Below are 17,637 nucleotides of genomic sequence, written 5' to 3'. Positions count from 1 at the left end.
GCCCCCGACGATTGCAGAGCGTCGAGCCGAGGCCCCAGGACTCAGAAACAGCCAGCACGTACGAGGAGAGCAGCGCATGAGCGAGAAGATCCAGGCCGAGACCCGCACCGAGTTCGGCAAGGGTGCCGCCCGCCGCATCCGTCGCGAGCACAAGGTGCCCGCGGTCATCTACGGCCACGGCAACGACCCGATCCACGTGACCCTCCCGGGCCACGACACCATGATGGCCCTCAAGCACGGCGGCGCGAACGCGCTGCTCGAGCTCGAGATCGACGGCAAGACCCAGCTCGCGCTGACCAAGCAGGTCCAGGTCGACCCGATCAAGCGCCACCTCGAGCACGTCGACTTCGTCGCCGTCGTCAAGGGTGAGAAGGTCACGGTCGAGGTGCCCGTGCACCTGAACGGCGAGGCCGCCCGCGAGACCCTGGTCGTCACCGAGACCTCGACCATCCAGCTCGAGGCCGAGGCCACCCACATCCCCGAGTTCATCGAGGTCGACATCGAGGGCGCTGCCGCCGGCACCCAGATCCACGCGTCCGACCTCAAGCTCCCCTCGGGCAGCACCCTGCTGCTCGACGCCGACACGCTGATCGTGAACATCACGGAGATGCAGTCGCAGGCGTCGCTGGAGGCCGAGCTGGAGGAGGCCGAGGCCGAGGCCGGCATCGAGCGCGACGAGACCGACAAGGACGTCGACGAGGTCGGCGCCGAGGACAGCACCGAGGCCCCCGCCGCCGAGTGATGCTCGGCCCGTTGCTGGGCCACCTGTTCGACAGAAAGGGCCGGGATTCCATGACCGACTCCACCACGCCCGTGTGGCTGGTGGTCGGGCTCGGGAATCCCGGCCCGACCTATGCCGGCCATCGGCACAACATCGGCTACCTCGTCGTCGACGAGCTCGCCTCGCGGATGGGCTCGCCGTTCCGCGCCCACAAGTCCGGTCGCGCCGACGTCGTCGAGGGCCGGCTCGGTGCCCCGGGCGCCGACGCCCCACGCGTCGTCCTGATGAAGGCGCGCTGCTACATGAACGAGCTCGGCGGGCCGGTCAAGCAGCTCGCCTCGTTCTACAAGGTCCCGACGGAGCAGGTCGTGGCGATCCACGACGAGCTCGACATCCCGTTCGACACCATGCGCGTCAAGCTCGGCGGTGGCGACAACGGCCACAACGGCTTGCGCTCGATGCGCTCGTCGCTCGGAACCGGTGACTTCCACCGGGTGCGCGTCGGCATCGGCCGCCCGCCGGGTCGCCAGGACGTCGCCGACTTCGTGCTGTCCAACTACTCGTCCGCCGAGAAGAAGATCCTGCCGTTCCAGGTCGACACGGCCGCGGACGCCGTGGAGACGCTGATCTCCGACGGCCTCGAGCGCACCCAGCAGAAGTTCAACTCCTGATCGCTAGGGTGGCCCGCGTGAACTTCGCACCCGGAACCCCGCCCGCTGCTGCCGCCACCGACGACCACGTGCTCGCCGCCTGGCTGGCCACCGTCGCGGGGGAGCGCCTGCTCGAGGTACGCCGCGAAGGGCTGGAGGGTCGCGAGCTCAAGGACGCCGGCGACCGCGCGGCCCACGAGCTGTTGATGGGCCTGATCGCCGAGCACCGGCCAGCGGACGCCGTCCTGTCCGAGGAGGGCAAGGACGACAAGGCGCGGCTGACCAACAGCCGGGTCTGGATCGTCGACCCGCTCGACGGCACTCGGGAGTTCTCCGAGGTGCCGCGCGACGACTGGGCCGTCCACGTCGCGCTGTGGCAGGACGGCGACCTGACCGCCGGTGCCGTCGCCCTGCCCGCCCAGGGCGAGACGTTCGACACCGGCCGGCCACCCGTCGTACCACCGAGCACCGCGGCGCGGCCCCGGATCGCGGTCTCCCGCAGCCGTCCGCCCGAGTTCGTGCACGCGCTGGCCAAGGAGATCGACGCCGAGCTGGTCCCGATGGGCTCGGCCGGCGTCAAGGTCATCTCGGTGGCGCGCGACCTCACCGACGCCTACGTGCACGCCGGCGGCCAGTACGAGTGGGACTCGGCCGCGCCGGTCGCGGTCGCCCGAGCCGCAGGGCTGTTCACCTCACGGGTCGACGGCTCGCCACTGGAGTACAACCAGGACGATGTCTACCTGCCCGACCTGATCGTGTGTCGCCCGGAGCTGGCCGAGCAGATCGTGGAGTTCGTCCGGCGGCACGGGCTCGACTAGCTCGCGCCGCGGGCGTCAGTCGACCGGTGACCGCCAGTCGACCTGGTGTGCCACGGCGACCGCGGCGATCTGGGACGAGACGCCGAGCTTGGACAGGATCGACTTCACCTGGGTCCGGACCGTCGCCTCCGAGACCACCGAGGACGTGGCGATGTCGCGAACCGTGCGACCGTGCGTCAGGTGTCCCAGGACCTCGGACTCACGGACGGTCAGCTGGTTGAACCGGGCGCGCAGGGCCTGCTCCTGCACCCGGTTCTCGTGCCACCGCTGGAGCAGCTCCTCGCGCTCCATGGGCTTCAGGACCGTCAGGCCGTCCCCCAGGCGTCGCAGCGTCGCGACGATCTCATTGAGCGGCGCCGACTTGCTCATCACCTTGCGCGCGCCGTAGCGCATGCACTCGCCCCACCGGGCGTGGTCCTCGTCAGCGGTGACGACGACGACGGCGGCACCGCTCTGGACGAGCGACGGGATCAGCCGGGCGCCGTCGCCGAAGGCCCCGAGGTCGAGGTCGAGGACGACCACGTCGGGTCGGGACCGTACGACGCTCGCGAGCAACCTCGCCGATCTGGCGGGGTTCATCGGCAGCTCCGCCTTCTGCACGTCGTGCCCACTGGTCGTGAGCGCGAGGTCGAGACACTCGGCGAACAGTGCGTGGTCGTCGAGGATCAGCACCCGCAGCCGCGAGCGGTTGCGGCCGGTCCGTGCGGCAGCGGTTGGCCGAGATGGCGCCATGGCAATGGCAGTCCCACTCTGGTCGTGTGTCAGCGAGTCTTTCGTGTTCATCGTCTCCCCCATCACACGAGCACCTTGCTCGGCCCCCGATGCGCGGCGTCACGTTTTCGGGGCACGGATACCGCAATTTGGGGGCGGTGGTCCGGCGAGCCCTGCGACGAGCGGCTCGCCAGCCGATCGCCTCCCAACGCGCTCGGTGCCGGGCCGAGGCGCGTGTCCTGCCCGACAACAGCGGCACCCTGTGGGGGCGTGGGGGTGGACCGTCGGGTCGGCGTGGACCAGATGTGGGAGGTGCGGTCGGCTGGCGAGCCAGTTCAGCGGGTCTGCCGGGAGCGGGCGTCGGTCATCGCCGCGCGCTCCGGCCGGGGGCATCCTCGAGCTCGGTGAGGGCGGCCGCCTCCGTGAGCACGTCCTCCCTCAGTCGGCCCTTCCACTCGAAGTAGCGGTGGCCGGTGGTGGGACACCGGAAGGTCCCGCCCGCCACCCGCTCGAGGGGTACGCCGGCTCGCCCGACCCAGTGGACCTGGCGAGCAGGCACGCCCGCGACCAGCGCGAAGTCGGGGACGTCGCGCGTCACCACGGCACCCGCGGCCACCATCGCCCAGCGGCCGATACTGACCGGCGCGATGCAGACGGCTCGGGCGCCGATCGATGCTCCCTCGCCGACGTGGACGCCGACCGGTTCCCAGTCCTCGGCCGACTTCGGTTGACCGTCGGGCCGTACGGCCCGGGGGAAGTAGTCGTTGGTGAACACGACCGCGGGACCGATGAACGCGCCGTTCTCGACGAACGCGGGTTCGTAGACGAGTGCATGATTCTGGATCTTGCAGCGGTCGCCGATCACCACACCCGGGCCGATGTAGGCACCGCGGCCGATCACGCAGCTGTCGCCGACGATGGCGTTCTCCCGGACCTGGGCGAGATGCCACACGACGGTGTCCTGGCCCACCGTCGCGCGGTGGTCGACGTCGGCCGAAGCCTGCACCCGAGGTGACGATGTGATCGACATGGTGCTCATTAGAGGGTCCGAAGCCGCGAGAGTGGTCGGGGGCGGGCACGGATACCCAATAGTCAGGACGGACTCGTGCGCGCGACACTAGCTCACGGTGGGCGGCGTCAGCCGATCCTGGTGCCGCGCGGCCCAGGCCTCGACCTCGTCCGCGATCACGGCGCCCCACAGCCCGCGAGCCTGGCGGCGCGCGCCGTACACCACGCTCTCGGCTCCCTCGGTGCCGAAGCCTGCGACGGGCATCGTCAGGTAGCGGAGGTTTGCCGTCTCGAAGCTGCGCATCGAGACCACCAACGCGACCAGCTCCTTCGTCGACCAGCCGCTGTCGAGGGACAGGTGCTGGCTGACGGTGTCGAGGAAGCCATAGAGCATGCGGGGGTCCTTGCGCATCTCCTGGTGCAGCGTGTCCTCCATGAGGGTGCGCAGCACGACCTGCTGACGCTCGATCCGGTCCAGGTCGCCGAGCGGGAGCCCGTGCCTCTGGCTCACGTAGTCGAGCGCCTGCCCGCCGTTCAGGTGGTGCTCGCCCGCGGTCCAGGTGATGCCTCGTACCGAGTCCGTCACCGTGGCCGGCACGGTCACGGTGATGCCGTCAGCGGCGTCGATCAGTGCCTCGAAGCCGGACCAGTCGATGACGGCGAGGTGGTCGATGCGCACGTTGGTGAGCAGCTCCACCGTCGCGATCGTCAGTGAGGGCCCGGCGAAGGAGAAGGCTGCGTTGATCTTGTGCATGCCGTAGCCCGGCACGTTGACCCACGTGTCCCGCGGGATCGAGATGATCGCCGCGGAACGCCGGTCCGCCGAGATGTGGAGGATCATCAGCGCGTCGCTGCGCTGCGCCCCCGGGATCCACGACGCCGCTCGCGCGTCGCTCCCGGTCGTGGGAACGTCCGAACGCCGGTCGGTGCCGACGACGAGCACGTTCAGGGCGTCACCGGCCGGTCCGGCCGGTCGGCTCGGCCGGTCGTCGAGGCCGTCGAACACCCCCGGGATGCGCGTGACGTTCTCCGAGAGGCGGTGCTCCAGGTAGAGGATCGCTCCGGCCGGCACCGCCGCGAGCACCGCGCAGCAGACCAGCAGCCCGATCAAGGCATTGCGGACGTTGTGGCGACCGGTGTGCGCGTCGTCGTCCGGTGTCACGCTCATGGCCCCATGAAGCGCCGGGCCGGTGCTGCGCCGGGGATCGTCGCCCGCGGATACCCAGGTTGGGGGAACCCTTTAGCCAGATCGCGGTACGCCCGCCGCCGATGGCGATGCTCGGAGTGCGGGGATCGGTCGGGCCGGGGGTCGGACCGCCGATCCCCGCCAACAAGGGGGTTTCACGTGACGGTTGCATCGATCGGGTCGGGACGGCTCCGGCGGATGCTGGTCGACTCGCCGACGTCGGTGGGTGCGCGGCACCGCGCCCGGCGCTGGGACCTCGTCGCCGCGCGCTTTCCCGACCTCGCACGCATGGAGGTGGTCGACCTCGGCGGCACGGCCGAGGCGTGGCGACGTGCCCCGGTCCGCCCCGCCCGCGTGACGGTGGTGAACCTGTTCGAGCCGGGTGAGGCCGACGAGCCGTGGATCGTGCCGGTCACCGGCGATGCGTGCGCGGCCGGGGCGGCACTCGCGAGGGCAGGACGCTCGCAGCGGTACGACCTGGTCTTCTCGAACTCGTTGATCGAGCACGTCGGGGGACACGCTCAGCGGGCGGCCCTGGCCGCCGAGGTCCGGGAGCTGGCTCCGCGCCACTGGGTGCAGACGCCGTACCGCTACTTCCCGGTGGAGCCGCACTGGCTCTTCCCGGGCCTGCAGTTCCTGCCGATGGGCCTGCGCGCACGGGTCGCGGCGGTGTGGCCGATGGCGCACACGAAGCCGGACTCCGCAGCGCAGGCCATGTCGGAGGTGCAGTGGACCGAGCTGATCGGCGTTGCGGAGCTCCGGGCCTACTTCCCCGGGTCCCAGGTCCTGCGGGAACGCGCGCTCGGCGTGACCAAGTCGATCGTCGCGGTCGCCGACGGTTCCTAGACCCGGTTCCTCAGACCCGGCTCCTCGCGTCGTCGGCGCCGATCACCGGGCGCGCACGGCGTTGCCGTCGCCCTGCCAGCGGTTGCCGGACCACTCGTTGCCGACGCCACTGCGCGCGAACGACGTCACCGGGCCCCAGACACCGCACTTGCGGTTGGTCCCGCGCTGGAAGACGTTGTCCTTCACGATGATGTGCGTCGGGTTCTCGCCGTGCGGCTTGTCGGGGTTGTAGCCCGCGTGCATGCAGTAGGAGATCCCGGCCGAGTTCGCGACGAACAGGTTGTGGATGACGCGCACCCGACTGATCGGGTCGAAGTCGCCGAAGAGGGACAGGTCGGCGGTGCAGCCGCCGTCGGTGCTGTTGACCTGGGGCGTGCACGCCAGCCGGTTGCCCCGGAGCACCATCTTGCTGCCGCCGTTCGAGATGAAGGCGTTGTTGTGGTAGCTCTGGCCGGCCGGGTTGTACTGCGCGTGCAGCCACGAGCGGATCACGCGGCAGTTGCTGGCGCAGTGGAAGCTGTGCTGAGCGCCCGTCACCTCGACCCGGCGTGCGGTGATGTTGTAGCCCCAGATGGCGCCGTCGCTCCACGTGCCACCGAGGACGGTCGACCGGATCAGGGTCACGGAGCTGGCGCCACCGTCGGTGGCGTCCACGCGGGGAAGCAGTGAGTCCTGGATCTCGACGCCGGGTGCTCGGACCAGGATCGCGTCGCAGCGACCGGTGGCGTCGACGCCGGAGATCGTCGTCGGACGGGAGATCGTGCACGGGCCGGTGTAGGCACGGAGCTTGATCCTCGCGGGCACACCCGTGTTGCTGGGACCCGGCCAGGCCTTCTTGGCCTTGCGTTCGGGCGTAGCAGCGGCCGTGGCCGGTGTCGTCCGGGCCTCGATGACGGCGGGACGCGCCGACGCGGGGGCCGCGGTGAGAGCGGCGGGGAGGACCGTGATCGCCGCGATCGCGGCGAGGGCAACGGCCCCAAGGCGTCGGATCGGGGAGTTGGGCAGGGCAGGACGTTGGGACGTCGGGTAGGGCATGGGAACTCGTTCACTTCGGGGGTCGGACGTGGTGAGGATGGCCCCCGCCCACGACCCGCAAACACCCGTGCCCCTCGCCAATATTGGGGAACCGGGCGCCGGGCAGTCGTCCGCACCCACCGGATCTGGACATCCTCGGCGTGCCCACCAGGGGCGACACAGCATTCATTCGGGGGTACTTCGTGCACGACAACGGCGGCCTGCAGGACTCGACGGTACTAGTGACTGGCGGTGCCGGCTTCATCGGCAGCCACCTCGTCGACGGGCTTCTGTCCGCCGGGGTCCGCGAGGTGAGAGTGGTCGACAACTTCGTCAACGGCCGGCGGGAGAACCTCGCGGCGGCCCTCGCCGACCCACGCACCGACGTGGTGGTCGCCGACATCCGTGACCGCGCGGCGATGCGGGCGGTCCTGGACGGCGTCGACGTCGTCTTCCACCTGGCGTGCCTCGGGGTTCGGCACAGCCTGCACGACCCGGTCGAGAACCACTCGGTCAACGCGGAGGGCACTCTGCTGCTGCTCCAGGCAGCGCTGACGGCAGGGGTGCGTCGGTTCGTGCACGTCAGCTCCAGCGAGGTGTTCGGCACCGCGCAGACGACGCCGATGGACGAGCTGCACCCGACCTGGCCCGAGACGGTGTACGGCGGGTCGAAGCTCGCCGGTGAGGCCTACGCACGGGCACACTGGCGGACCTACGAGCTGCCGGTGATCGTCGCCCGCCCGTTCAACACCTACGGGCCCCGCAGCCACTTCGAGGGCGACAGCGGCGAGGTGATCCCGCGGACGATCGTGCGGTCCCTGTGCGGCCGGCCGGCGATCGTCTTCGGTGACGGTGAGCAGACCCGGGACTTCATGCACGTCTCCGACACCGCCCGCGGGCTGATCGCGCTGGCGTCGTGCGAGGCCGCGGTCGGCAAGACGGTCAACCTGGGCTCGGGGGCGGAGACCACGATCAACGATCTGGTCACCGCCATCCACTGGGCGGTCGGCCCGGACTGCGGGGGCGTCGAGCGGCTCGAGGACCGTCCGGGCGACGTACGCCGGCTCCTCGTTGACGACACCCTGATGCGCACGCTGACGGGCTTCCGGCCGGAGGTCCGGCTGGAGGACGGCATCGCCGAGCTGGTCTGGTGGTTCGCCAACAGGCCGGAGTCGCCGCAGGAGATGCTGGCGGCCATCGAGGACAGGAACTGGGTCCGATGAGGACCACGGTCTCCGAGGCGGCCCTCCCCGGCGTCCGGGTCATCGACTACGAGGCGTTCGAGGACGACCGGGGATTCTTCTACGAGTCCCACAGCCAACGCACCTTCGCCCAGCAGGGGATCGACCTGCACTTCGTCCAGGACAACCACTCGCGGTCGCGCCGCGGCGTCGTCCGTGGCCTGCACTACCAGGCGCCGGCGAGCGAGCAGTGGCGGTTGGTGCGGTGCACGGTCGGCGAGATCTTCGACGTCGTCGTCGACATCGAGGTCACCTCGCCGACCTTCGGGCAGTGGATCGGGGTCACCCTGAGTGCCGAGAACCGCCGTCAGCTCCTGATCCCTCCGTCGTTCGCACACGGGTTCGCGGTCACCGCCGACGTCGCGGAGGTGCAGTACAAGTGCACCCAGTTCCACGACAGCGTCGCCGAGCGGGCGCTGCGGTACGACGACCCTCTGCTCGCGATCGACTGGCCGGTGGACGCGCCCGTGACATCGGCCAAGGACGCGGGGGCACCTACGCTCCGCGACTACCTGGACAACCCCGACTTCGGCCCGGTGTGGTCCGGCCGCACCGAGCCCGCCGAGGCGGTGCGCTCATGATCCCGATCACGAGGCTCACCCTGGGCGAGGCCGAGGCGTCGGCGGCCGCCGACGTCGTCCGCAGCGGCTGGGTGATGAACGGACCACGCACGACCGAGTTCGAGTCGCTCGTCGCCGACTACGTCGGCGCCAGGCACGCCATCGCCGTGAGCAGCTGCACGACCGGCCTGCACCTGGGTCTGCTGGCGGCCGGCGTCGGTCCGGGCGACGAGGTCATCTGCCCGTCGTTCTCCTTCATCGCGACCGCCAACTCGATCCGCTACGCCGGAGCGACCCCGGTCTTCGTCGACATCGACCCGTTGACCTACAACATCGACCCCGACCTGGTCGAGGCCGCGATCACCCCGCGCACCAAGGCGATCCTGCCGGTGAGTCAGATCGGGCTTCCGGCGGACCTGCTGCCACTGATGTCGATCGCCGCCCGGCACGGACTGTCCGTGGTCGAGGACGCCGCGCCCTCGTTGGGTGCGGCGATCCACGGTCGGCGCCTCGGTGCGATCTCCGACATCACCTGCTTCTCCTTCGACGCGCGCAAGATCCTCACCACCGGAGAAGGAGGGATGGTCACCACCGACGACGACGACGTCGCCGCGCACATCCGCCTCCTCCGCGCGCACGCCGCCTCGGTGTCGACCGCTGATCGCGACCGCGCCGCGAAGATCATCCTCGAGACCTATCCCGAGGTCGGCTTCAACTACAAGATGACCGACATCCAGGCCGCCGTCGGCGTCGTGCAGATGGGGCGGGTCGACGAGATCGTCGCCGAGCGCCGGCGGCTAGGGCGCCGGTACGACGAGCTGCTGGCCACCGAGGACCGCGTCGAGACGCCGTACGAACCCGCCGGGTTCGAGCACGTCTACCAGTCCTACAACGTCCGCCTGCGGACGTCGCGCACCCAGGAGGACGTGATGCGCTCGATGCTGGAGCTCGGCGTCTCCACCCGTCGCATCTTCGCGATCCACGACCAGCCGGCGTACCGCGACATCGCGAGCCCGTCGCTGCCGGCCACAGAGTCCGCCGCCGCGAGCACGATCCTGCTGCCGATGTTCGTCGGGCTCACCGACGACGAGCAGGACCAGGTCGTGGCGGCCCTCGCCAAGTGCCTCTGACCACCAGTGCCTCTCACCACCTCGTGTCTTTGAACAACCCAATCCGGAGGTTTCATCGTGTCCACAGATCGCCTGCGGGTCGCCGTCGTCGGTGCCGGCTACTGGGGTCCCAACCTCGTGCGCAACTTCGCCGCCAGTGACGACTGGGAGCTCGTCGCGGTCTGCGACCTCGACGTCGAGCGTGCCCGGCGCGTGACCCAGCAGATGCCCGGGGTCCGGATCGAGTCCAGCCTCGACATGCTGCTCGCGGACGACGACGTCGACGCCATCGCCATCGCCACCCCGGCCCGGACCCATCACGGCATCGCCCTCGCCGCCCTCCGTGCAGGCAAGCACGTCCTGGTCGAGAAGCCCCTCGCCGACACCTCCGAGCGAGGCCGGGAGATGGTCGCGCTCGCGCAGGAGAACCGCCTGGTCCTCATGTGCGACCACACGTACTGCTACACGCCGGCGGTCTCGAAGATCCGGGAGCTGGTCGCGGACGGCGCGCTCGGGGAGATCCTCTTCATCGACTCGGTGCGGATCAACCTCGGGCTGGTCCAGCCCGACGTGGACGTGCTGTGGGACCTGGCCCCCCACGACCTCTCCGTCTTCGACTTCGTACTTCCCGGAGGCCTGCAGCCGCTCGGGGTCTCGGCCCAGGGAGCCGATCCCCTGGGGGCCGGCAAGTCCTGTGTGGGCTACCTGTCGCTCCCCCTCGTCGGCGGGGCGCTCGCGCACGTCCACGTCAACTGGATGAGCCCGACCAAGATCCGCCAGATGGTCATCGGCGGCACGGAGCGCACGCTGGTCTGGGACGATCTCAACCTGGTCCAACGCGTGAGCGTCTTCGACCGCGGTGTCGACCTGATCGACCGGCCGTCGAGCGGCGACGAGCGCACGGCTCGGACGATCGCCTACCGGGTGGGAGACACCTGGTCGCCCGCGCTCGACGAGAAGGAGGCCCTCCGCTCGATGGTGGAGGAGTTCGCCGCGAGCATCCGCGGCGCCCGTCAACCTCGCACCGACGGCACCGCCGGACTGCGCATCCTGGACGTCCTCGAGGCCGCCGGGCGCAGCCTGCGCCAGGCGGGGGAGCTGCAGCCCCTGGCCCCGAGCGGCTGGCGGCACCCGGCCGTCGCGGTCGCGGGCTAGGGCACGGCTCGAAATGGGCGTCCCCAAATTGAGGCATTGGACCCGCGCTCTCCGGTCCCAGACGGAGCACGCGCGCATTCTCGAAGCAGGATGCCGGACGGCATCTCAGGGTGTGGCACACGGTGACGTGGGCCGGTCGAGGAGCAGCAGAGATGGTGACTGACACCGAGGGCCCCACCGTGGGGGGCACCGGGCCGATCGCGAGCGTGGTGATCCCCGCGCACGACGAGGCGGCGGTGATCGCTCGGACGCTCGTGGCTCTCGCCCGCGGGGTCCGTCCCGATGCGTTCGAGGTCGTCGTGGTGTGCAACGGGTGCACCGACGACACCGCCGTCGTGGCGCGCACGATTGCGCCGCTGGCTCGCGTGATCGAGATTCCCCAGCCGTCCAAGGCGGAGGCCGTCAGGGTCGGCAACGCCGCCGCGTCGCTCTTCCCTCGGATCCACCTGGACGCCGACGTCGAGCTGACCGGCCGCGACGTGGTCGCCCTGGTCCGGGCGATCGACCAGGACGGGCTCCTGGCCGCCGGACCGCGGCGGGTGCAGCCGACGGCCGGTTGCGCGCGGACGGTCCGGTGGTACTACGGGTTCTGGGAGCAGCTGCCCCGGGTACGGTCCGGCCTCTTCGGGCGTGGGGCGTTCGCCCTCTCGGTCGAGGGGCAGCGCCGAGTCTCCGAGCTGCCCACCATGCTCAACGACGACCTCGGGGTCGACACGGTGTTCGCGGCGGGCGAGTACCGGATCGTCGACGAGGCCGTCGTGACCGTCCGGCCGCCGCGGACCCTGCGCGACCTGCTCCGACGGCGGGTCCGGGTCGCCACGGGCAACACCCAGGCCGCGTCGCTGGGTCTGCGTGCTGGCGGCGGTGTGCCGCTCGCCGAGGTCGGCCGGACCGCTCGCCGCAGCCCGCGGCTGGCCGCCCAGCTGCCGATCTTCCTCGGTGTCACCTTGCTAGCGCGGATCGGCGCTCGCCGCGCGGTTCGTGCGGGTGACTTCACGAGCTGGCTCAGGGACGAGAGCTCTCGTGCCTAGCCGGTCCTTCTTCCTGGATCTCGGGGTCCAACAAGCCGGGGCGGCTCGCCGCCCGAGTGAGGATTCATGATGTCCACGCTGATCTGTCGTCGTCGCTCCCAGCGCACGGTGGTCTCGCTGCTGTCCGTGATCGCCGCCGTGCTGGCACTCGCGGCCATGCCCGGCCTCGACCTGCCGGCGTACGGCGCCATCGACCCGTGCGGCGCACAAGGGAACAAGATCTCCTGCGAGAACAGCAAGCCGGGCACGCCCCAGGACGAGTGGGACATCGACCGGGCCGGTGACGCGTCGATCCAGGGCTTCGCGACGCAGATGAGCGTCAACGTGGGGCAGAAGATCGACTTCAAGATCGACACCGACGCGCGCAGCTACACCGTCCAGATCTTCCGCCTGGGCTACTACGGCGGTGACGGTGCCCGGTTCATCCAGAACGTGACGCCGTCGGCCACGCTCCCGCAGCGGCAGCCGCAGTGCATCACCGACGTGAACACCGAGCTCTACGACTGCGGCAACTGGGGCGTCTCGGCGTCGTGGAACGTGCCGAGCACCGCGGTGTCCGGGGTCTACATCGCGCGCCTCTACCGCGCCGACGAACAGGCGTCGAGCCACATCACCTTCGTGGTCCGCGACGACAGCAGCACGTCGGCCGTGGTCTTCCAGACCTCCGACACCACCTGGCAGGCCTACAACGACTACGGCGGGTCGGACTTCTACGTCGGTGCCGACCACGGGCGCGCGTACAAGATCAGCTACAACCGCCCGGTGCTCACCCGCAGCGGCACCGGTGGGCGTGACTTCTTCATGTCCAACGAGTACCCGGCGGTCCGCTTCATGGAGCGCAACGGCTACGACATCAGCTACATCTCGGGTGTCGACACGGCCCGCAACGGCGCGCTCCTGCGCAACCACAAGACCTTCCTGTCCGTGGGCCACGACGAGTACTGGAGCGGCGCCGCCCGGGCGAACGTCGAGGCCGCCCGCGACGCCGGCGTCAACCTGGCCTTCCTCAGCGGCAACGAGATGTACTGGCGGACCCGCTGGGAGGCCTCGGCCGACGCCAGCCAGACGGCGTACCGGACGCTCGTGTCGTACAAGGAGACCTGGGCGAACGCCAAGATCGACCCGTCTGCCGAGTGGACCGGCACCTGGCGTGATCCGAGGTTCGCCCCGAGGAGTCAGGGCGGCGGCGTTCCGGAGAACGCCCTGACCGGCACCATGTACATGGTCAACGACGATGATCTCGCCCTGACCGTGTCCGCCGCCGAGGGCAAGTACCGCCTGTGGCGCAACACGAGCCTCGCCAGCATGAGCAGCGGTACGGCGACGCTCGCGCCGCACACCGTCGGCTACGAGTCGAACGAAGACGTCGACAACGGCTTCCGGCCCGCCGGACTGGTCCGGCTGTCGACGACCGTCGGTCCGACGCCGCAGCTGCTGCAGGACTTCGGCAACTACCTGATCCCCGGCACGACGACCCATCACCTCACGATGTACCGCGCCAGCAGTGGCGCGCTCGTCTTCAGTGCGGGGTCGATCCAGTGGACGTGGGGCCTCGACGAGGTGCACGACAGCCCGTACGACCCCGAGCCCGCGGACATCCGCATGCAGCAGTCGATGGTCAACCTGATGGCGGACATGTCGGCGCAGCCGACGACCCTGATGAGCGGTCTCTTCGCAACCGCCAAGTCCACCGACACCGCCGGACCGACGGTCACCATCTCGTCGCCGGCCGCGAGCGCGACGGTCGCGAACGGCGCGTCCGTGACGGCGACCGGCACCGCCACCGACACCGGCGGCGGCCGGGTCGCCGGCGTCGAGGTCTCGACCGACGACGGCGCCACCTGGCACCCGGCCAACGGCACCACCAGTTGGAGCTACACCTACGTCCAGAACGGCATCGGCAGCACGCCGCTGAAGGTGCGGGCCATGGACGACAGCGCCAACATCGGTGCCACGGTGACGCGCGCCCTGACCGTCAACTGCCCGTGCAGCGTCTTCGGTGCGACCACGCCCGGGACGACGGCGGTGACCGACGCTGGTGCGGTCGAGCTCGGCCTGCGCTTCTCGCCGCAGACCGACGGCTTCGTGACCGGCGTCCGCTTCTACAAGGGCACCGGCAACTCCGGCAGCCATGTCGGCTCGCTCTGGAGTGCAGGCGGCCAGAAGCTCGCCACCGTGACCTTCACGAACGAGACGGCGAGCGGCTGGCAGACGGCGAGCTTCTCCAACCCGGTGGCTGTCTCCGCGGGACAGACCTACGTGGCGTCGTACACCGCTCCCAACGGGCACTACGCGATGGACCAGTTCGAGTTCTCGAGCCAGGGCATCAACGCGACCCCGCTCTCGGTGGCCGGCGGCTTCGGCAGCCAGCCCGGCGGCGTCTACGGCAACACGGGCACCTTCCCGAACCTCAGCTACCAGGGCTCGAACTACTTCGTCGACGTCGCCTTCACGACGACCGACACCTCGCCCCTCACCGTGACCGACCGCTGGCCGCTCCCGGGCTCCTCGAGCGTCCCGTCGACCACGACGGTGTCGGCGAAGTTCTCCAAGCCGATCGCGGCCGGCTCGCAGGGCCTGGTCCTCAAGGACCAGGCAGGAGCGACCGTGCCCGGCACCACGTCGTACAACACGACGACGCGGGTCATCACCTTCACTCCGACAGCGGCCCTCAGCGGGTTCGTCGGCTACACGGCGACGGTCTCCGGGACCGACAGCCTCGGCAACGGGGTCAACAGCGCGAAGACTTGGTCCTTCACGACCGCGAAGCCCCCGGCAGCGCCGGGAGTCTGCCCGTGCACGCTCTTCGACGACGTGACGGTGCCGACGATGCTGGAGGCGGCCGAGGACGACCCGGTCACCCTCGGGGTGCGGTTCAGCTCCGAGCAGGACGGCACCATCACCGGCATCCGGTTCTACAAGGGCACCAACAACATCGGCACCCACACCGGCACGCTCTGGACGGCCGACGGCGGTCAGCTCGCCACCGGCACGTTCACGAACGAGTCGACGAGCGGGTGGCAGACCCTGACGTTCGCGACCCCCGTCACGATCGCCAAGAACGTCGAGTACATCGCGTCCTACCGCGCGCCGCTCGGCCGGTGGTCTGCGACGCCCAACGCGTTCGCGGCCGGCAACCTGTCGCGCTCGCCGCTGAAGGTCGGCTCCGATGCCGGGATGTACACCTACGGCAGCGGCGCACCGCTGACCCGCTCCGCCAGCAACTACCTGGTGGACCCGGTCTTCCAGCCGCCGGCGCCGACGATCGCCGTCGCCGCCCAGGACCCCGCGCCGGGTGCCGTGGACGTGCTTCGGAGCTCGACGATCCGGGCGTGGTTCACGAGCCCGCTGCAGTCGGGCTACAGCATGACGGCGTCCGTCGGCGGCACTCCGGTCACGGGCTCTGTCGCGCTCAGCGGCGACGGGAAGCGATTGACCTTCACCCCGGCAGCGGCCCTCCCGCGCAACGCCCTCGTGACGGTCAGCCTCACGGGAGTGAAGTCGACGGCCGGCGCGACGTTGCCGACCACGACCTGGACCTTCCGCACCGTCGATGCCGACACCGTCGACGCACCTCAGACGATGTTCGGCTCCGAGCTGCCGCAGAACGTGGAGGCGACCGACGACGGCTCGGCAGTCGAGCTCGGGGCAGCGTTCACGCCCGCGAAGGACGGGACCGTCACCGCGATCCGCTTCTTCAAGTGGGGCGGCAACACCGGCACCCACACGGGATCGGTGTGGTCGGCGTCCGGCCAGCGACTGGCGACGGTGACGTTCACCGGGGAGACCGCGTCGGGCTGGCAGACCGCCAACCTGGCGACCCCCCTGGCCGTGAACGGCGGGTCGCAGTACGTCGTGTCCTACCTGGCGCCGAACGGGCACTACTCCTTCAGCCAGAACTTCTTCACCAGCCCGTGGGTGTCCGGCGACCTCACGTCGCCCGCCACCAACAACGGCCGCTACCTGTACGGCAGCGGCGGCGGGTTCCCGACGTACTCGCACGCCGCCTCGAACTACTTCGTGGACGTGCGGTTCGTCGCTGACGCGCCGACCGTCGCGGTGAGCTCGAGGACGCCTGTCTCCGGGGCCACGGACGTGCCCCGTACGACGAAGCCGGCGATGACCTTCACGGCAGCGCTGCAGTCGGGATGGGCGATGACCGCCTCGAGCGGTGGCTCGCCGGTCGCCGGCAGCGCAGCGCTCTCCGGCGACCAGAAGACGCTGACGTTCACTCCGACCGGCAGCCTGCCGGCGGACGCGGACGTCCAGGTCACGATCACGGGCATCACGGGCGCCAACGGGGCGACGCTGCCCAACCAGAGCTGGAGCTTCCACACGGCGCCGGCGCAGACGACCACCGCGAACGCGTCGCTGTTCGACGGGGTGACCCCAGCGACGGCCGCCGCCGACGACAGCTCCGCAGTGCAGCTCGGCACCAGGTTCACCCCGTCCGTGGACGGCACGATCACCGCGATCCGCTTCTACAAGGGACCCGGCAACACCGGCACCCACCTGGGTGCGCTGTGGACGAGCGACGGGGACCAGATCGGACCGGACGTCGTCTTCACCAACGAGACCGCCAGCGGCTGGCAGACGGCGCAACTCGCGACGCCGGTACAGGTCGTCGCCGGCCGGACCTACATGGTCTCCTACCTGGCGCCCAACGGTCACTACTCGGTGAGCGGTGCCTTCTTCAACCAGGCCTGGACCGCCGGCCCGCTCACGGCGCCGGCCGGGGACAACGGTCGCTACCGGTACGGCTCCGACATCGGCAACCTGACGAGCTCGTGGAACAGCACGAACTACTTCGTGGATGTGGTGTTCAAGTACGCGACGCCATGACCGAGACGGGTAGGCGGCGCCCGCCGGGGGAGCCGCCCACCCGCGACACGCAGATCACTAGTGGGGGATAGGAACGTGCCACACATCAGGTGGGCCAGGGGGCTCGTGCTCGTCGCCGCCAGTGGACTGGCGCGCGAGGCCATCGCGGTCGAGCGGGCCGTCGGGCGGTACGACGACGTCCGGCTGCTCGACGACGACAGCGCGCGCTGGGGCACTGCGCTCGACGGCGTGGAGGTCGTCGGCGGTGTCGAGGACGTCGCGCGCTACCCGGAGCACGACGTCGTCGTCTGCGCGGGCCGCGGCGCGACGCGTCGGTCGCTGGTCGAGCGCCTGGCGGGCCTCGGCGTCGGAGAGGACCGCTACTGCCGGGTGATCCACCCCGCAGCGGCGATCAGCGGCGCCACGGTCGGCCGCGGCAGCATCGTGCTGGCCGGGGTCGTCGCCACCGCGAACGTCTCCGTCGGCCGCCACGTGGTCGCGATGCCCCAGGCCACGCTGACCCACGACGACGTCGTCGCCGACTACGTGACCCTCTGCGCGGGCGTCAGTCTCGGCGGCAGCGTTCGGGTCGACGAGGGCGCCTACCTCGGCATGAACTCGTGCGTCCGCGAGGGCGGCGAGGTCGGCGCGGAGGCGACCCTCGGCATGGGTGCCGCCCTCCTGGAGCCGCTGCCGCCCGGTGCCACCTGGGTCGGTGTCCCGGCCCGGCCGATCGCGACGGCGTACCGGATGGAAGGGGCCTGAC

General features: G+C 70.4%; 15 protein-coding genes. 11 read left to right on the top strand and 4 right to left on the bottom strand.

Features of this window, described 5'->3' with window-relative positions; translation table 11 throughout:
• Positions 1-76 precede the first annotated feature (76 nt).
• From ABEA33_RS27160 to ABEA33_RS27150, 3 genes are read left to right on the top strand one after another with little or no spacing between them, the layout of a single operon-like run.
• On the top strand, positions 77-742 hold the full coding sequence (locus ABEA33_RS27160) for a 50S ribosomal protein L25/general stress protein Ctc (protein WP_345530320.1): 666 nt from the start codon (positions 77-79) through the stop codon (positions 740-742).
• 50 nt (positions 743-792) lie between these two features.
• A complete protein-coding gene (gene pth, locus ABEA33_RS27155) occupies positions 793-1,392 on the top strand; it encodes an aminoacyl-tRNA hydrolase (protein ID WP_345530318.1) in 600 nt (199 codons plus the stop codon).
• A gap of 17 nt (positions 1,393-1,409) precedes the next feature.
• Positions 1,410-2,189 carry a 3'(2'),5'-bisphosphate nucleotidase CysQ gene (locus ABEA33_RS27150; RefSeq protein WP_345530316.1) on the top strand — a complete coding sequence of 260 codons (780 nt, stop codon included), beginning with the start codon at positions 1,410-1,412 and terminating at the stop codon, positions 2,187-2,189.
• A gap of 15 nt (positions 2,190-2,204) precedes the next feature.
• Here ABEA33_RS27150 and ABEA33_RS27145 read toward each other — a convergent pair whose 3' ends face one another.
• The 3 genes from ABEA33_RS27145 to ABEA33_RS27135 all read right to left on the bottom strand — a co-directional run bounded on the left by ABEA33_RS27145 (position 2,205) and on the right by ABEA33_RS27135 (position 5,076).
• Positions 2,205-2,921, bottom strand: coding sequence for a response regulator (locus ABEA33_RS27145; protein WP_345530314.1), 717 nt, complete (start codon positions 2,919-2,921; stop codon positions 2,205-2,207).
• A gap of 343 nt (positions 2,922-3,264) precedes the next feature.
• Positions 3,265-3,930: an acyltransferase gene (locus ABEA33_RS27140; protein ID WP_345530312.1), complete on the bottom strand. Its 666-nt coding sequence runs from the start codon at positions 3,928-3,930 to the stop codon at positions 3,265-3,267.
• 87 nt (positions 3,931-4,017) lie between these two features.
• Positions 4,018-5,076 (bottom strand): LCP family protein, encoded by a 1,059-nt coding sequence (locus ABEA33_RS27135; RefSeq protein ID WP_345530310.1) that lies wholly within the window; start codon positions 5,074-5,076, stop codon positions 4,018-4,020.
• 177 nt (positions 5,077-5,253) lie between these two features.
• Between ABEA33_RS27135 and ABEA33_RS27130 the strand changes: the two genes are divergently transcribed.
• A complete protein-coding gene (locus ABEA33_RS27130; protein WP_345530308.1) occupies positions 5,254-5,940 on the top strand; it encodes a hypothetical protein in 687 nt (228 codons plus the stop codon).
• 42 nt (positions 5,941-5,982) lie between these two features.
• Here ABEA33_RS27130 and ABEA33_RS27125 read toward each other — a convergent pair whose 3' ends face one another.
• Positions 5,983-6,975, bottom strand: a complete 993-nt coding sequence (locus tag ABEA33_RS27125) for a hypothetical protein (RefSeq protein WP_345530306.1) — start codon at positions 6,973-6,975, stop codon at positions 5,983-5,985.
• Between the two features lie 182 nt (positions 6,976-7,157).
• Between ABEA33_RS27125 and ABEA33_RS27120 the strand changes: the two genes are divergently transcribed.
• From ABEA33_RS27120 to ABEA33_RS27090, 7 genes are all read left to right on the top strand, one after another.
• Entirely contained in the window at positions 7,158-8,177 is a 1,020-nt protein-coding gene (locus ABEA33_RS27120; protein ID WP_345530304.1) for a dTDP-glucose 4,6-dehydratase, read from the top strand.
• On the top strand, positions 8,174-8,776 hold the full coding sequence (gene rfbC, locus ABEA33_RS27115) for a dTDP-4-dehydrorhamnose 3,5-epimerase (RefSeq protein WP_345530302.1): 603 nt from the start codon (positions 8,174-8,176) through the stop codon (positions 8,774-8,776). Before ABEA33_RS27120 ends, rfbC begins: the two co-directional genes overlap by 4 nt.
• Complete coding sequence (locus tag ABEA33_RS27110) at positions 8,773-9,885, top strand: DegT/DnrJ/EryC1/StrS family aminotransferase (RefSeq protein WP_345530300.1); 1,113 nt, start codon at positions 8,773-8,775, stop codon at positions 9,883-9,885. Before rfbC ends, ABEA33_RS27110 begins: the two co-directional genes overlap by 4 nt.
• 57 nt (positions 9,886-9,942) lie before the next feature.
• Positions 9,943-11,019 (top strand): Gfo/Idh/MocA family protein, encoded by a 1,077-nt coding sequence (locus tag ABEA33_RS27105; protein ID WP_345530298.1) that lies wholly within the window; start codon positions 9,943-9,945, stop codon positions 11,017-11,019.
• A 155-nt stretch (positions 11,020-11,174) separates the two neighbouring features.
• On the top strand, positions 11,175-12,050 hold the full coding sequence (locus ABEA33_RS27100) for a glycosyltransferase family 2 protein (protein ID WP_345530296.1): 876 nt from the start codon (positions 11,175-11,177) through the stop codon (positions 12,048-12,050).
• A 69-nt stretch (positions 12,051-12,119) separates the two neighbouring features.
• Complete coding sequence (locus tag ABEA33_RS27095) at positions 12,120-16,892, top strand: DUF4082 domain-containing protein (RefSeq protein WP_345530294.1); 4,773 nt, start codon at positions 12,120-12,122, stop codon at positions 16,890-16,892.
• Positions 16,893-16,967: 75 nt separating this feature from the next.
• Entirely contained in the window at positions 16,968-17,636 is a 669-nt protein-coding gene (locus ABEA33_RS27090) for an acetyltransferase (protein WP_345530292.1), read from the top strand.
• Position 17,637: the final 1 nt, after the last annotated feature.

The sequence above is a fragment of the Nocardioides endophyticus genome, assembly GCF_039543845.1.
Lineage (GTDB): Bacteria > Actinomycetota > Actinomycetes > Propionibacteriales > Nocardioidaceae > Nocardioides > Nocardioides endophyticus.
Note: the sequence above shows the minus strand (reverse complement) of the source record. Positions and strands in the feature narration are given on the sequence as shown.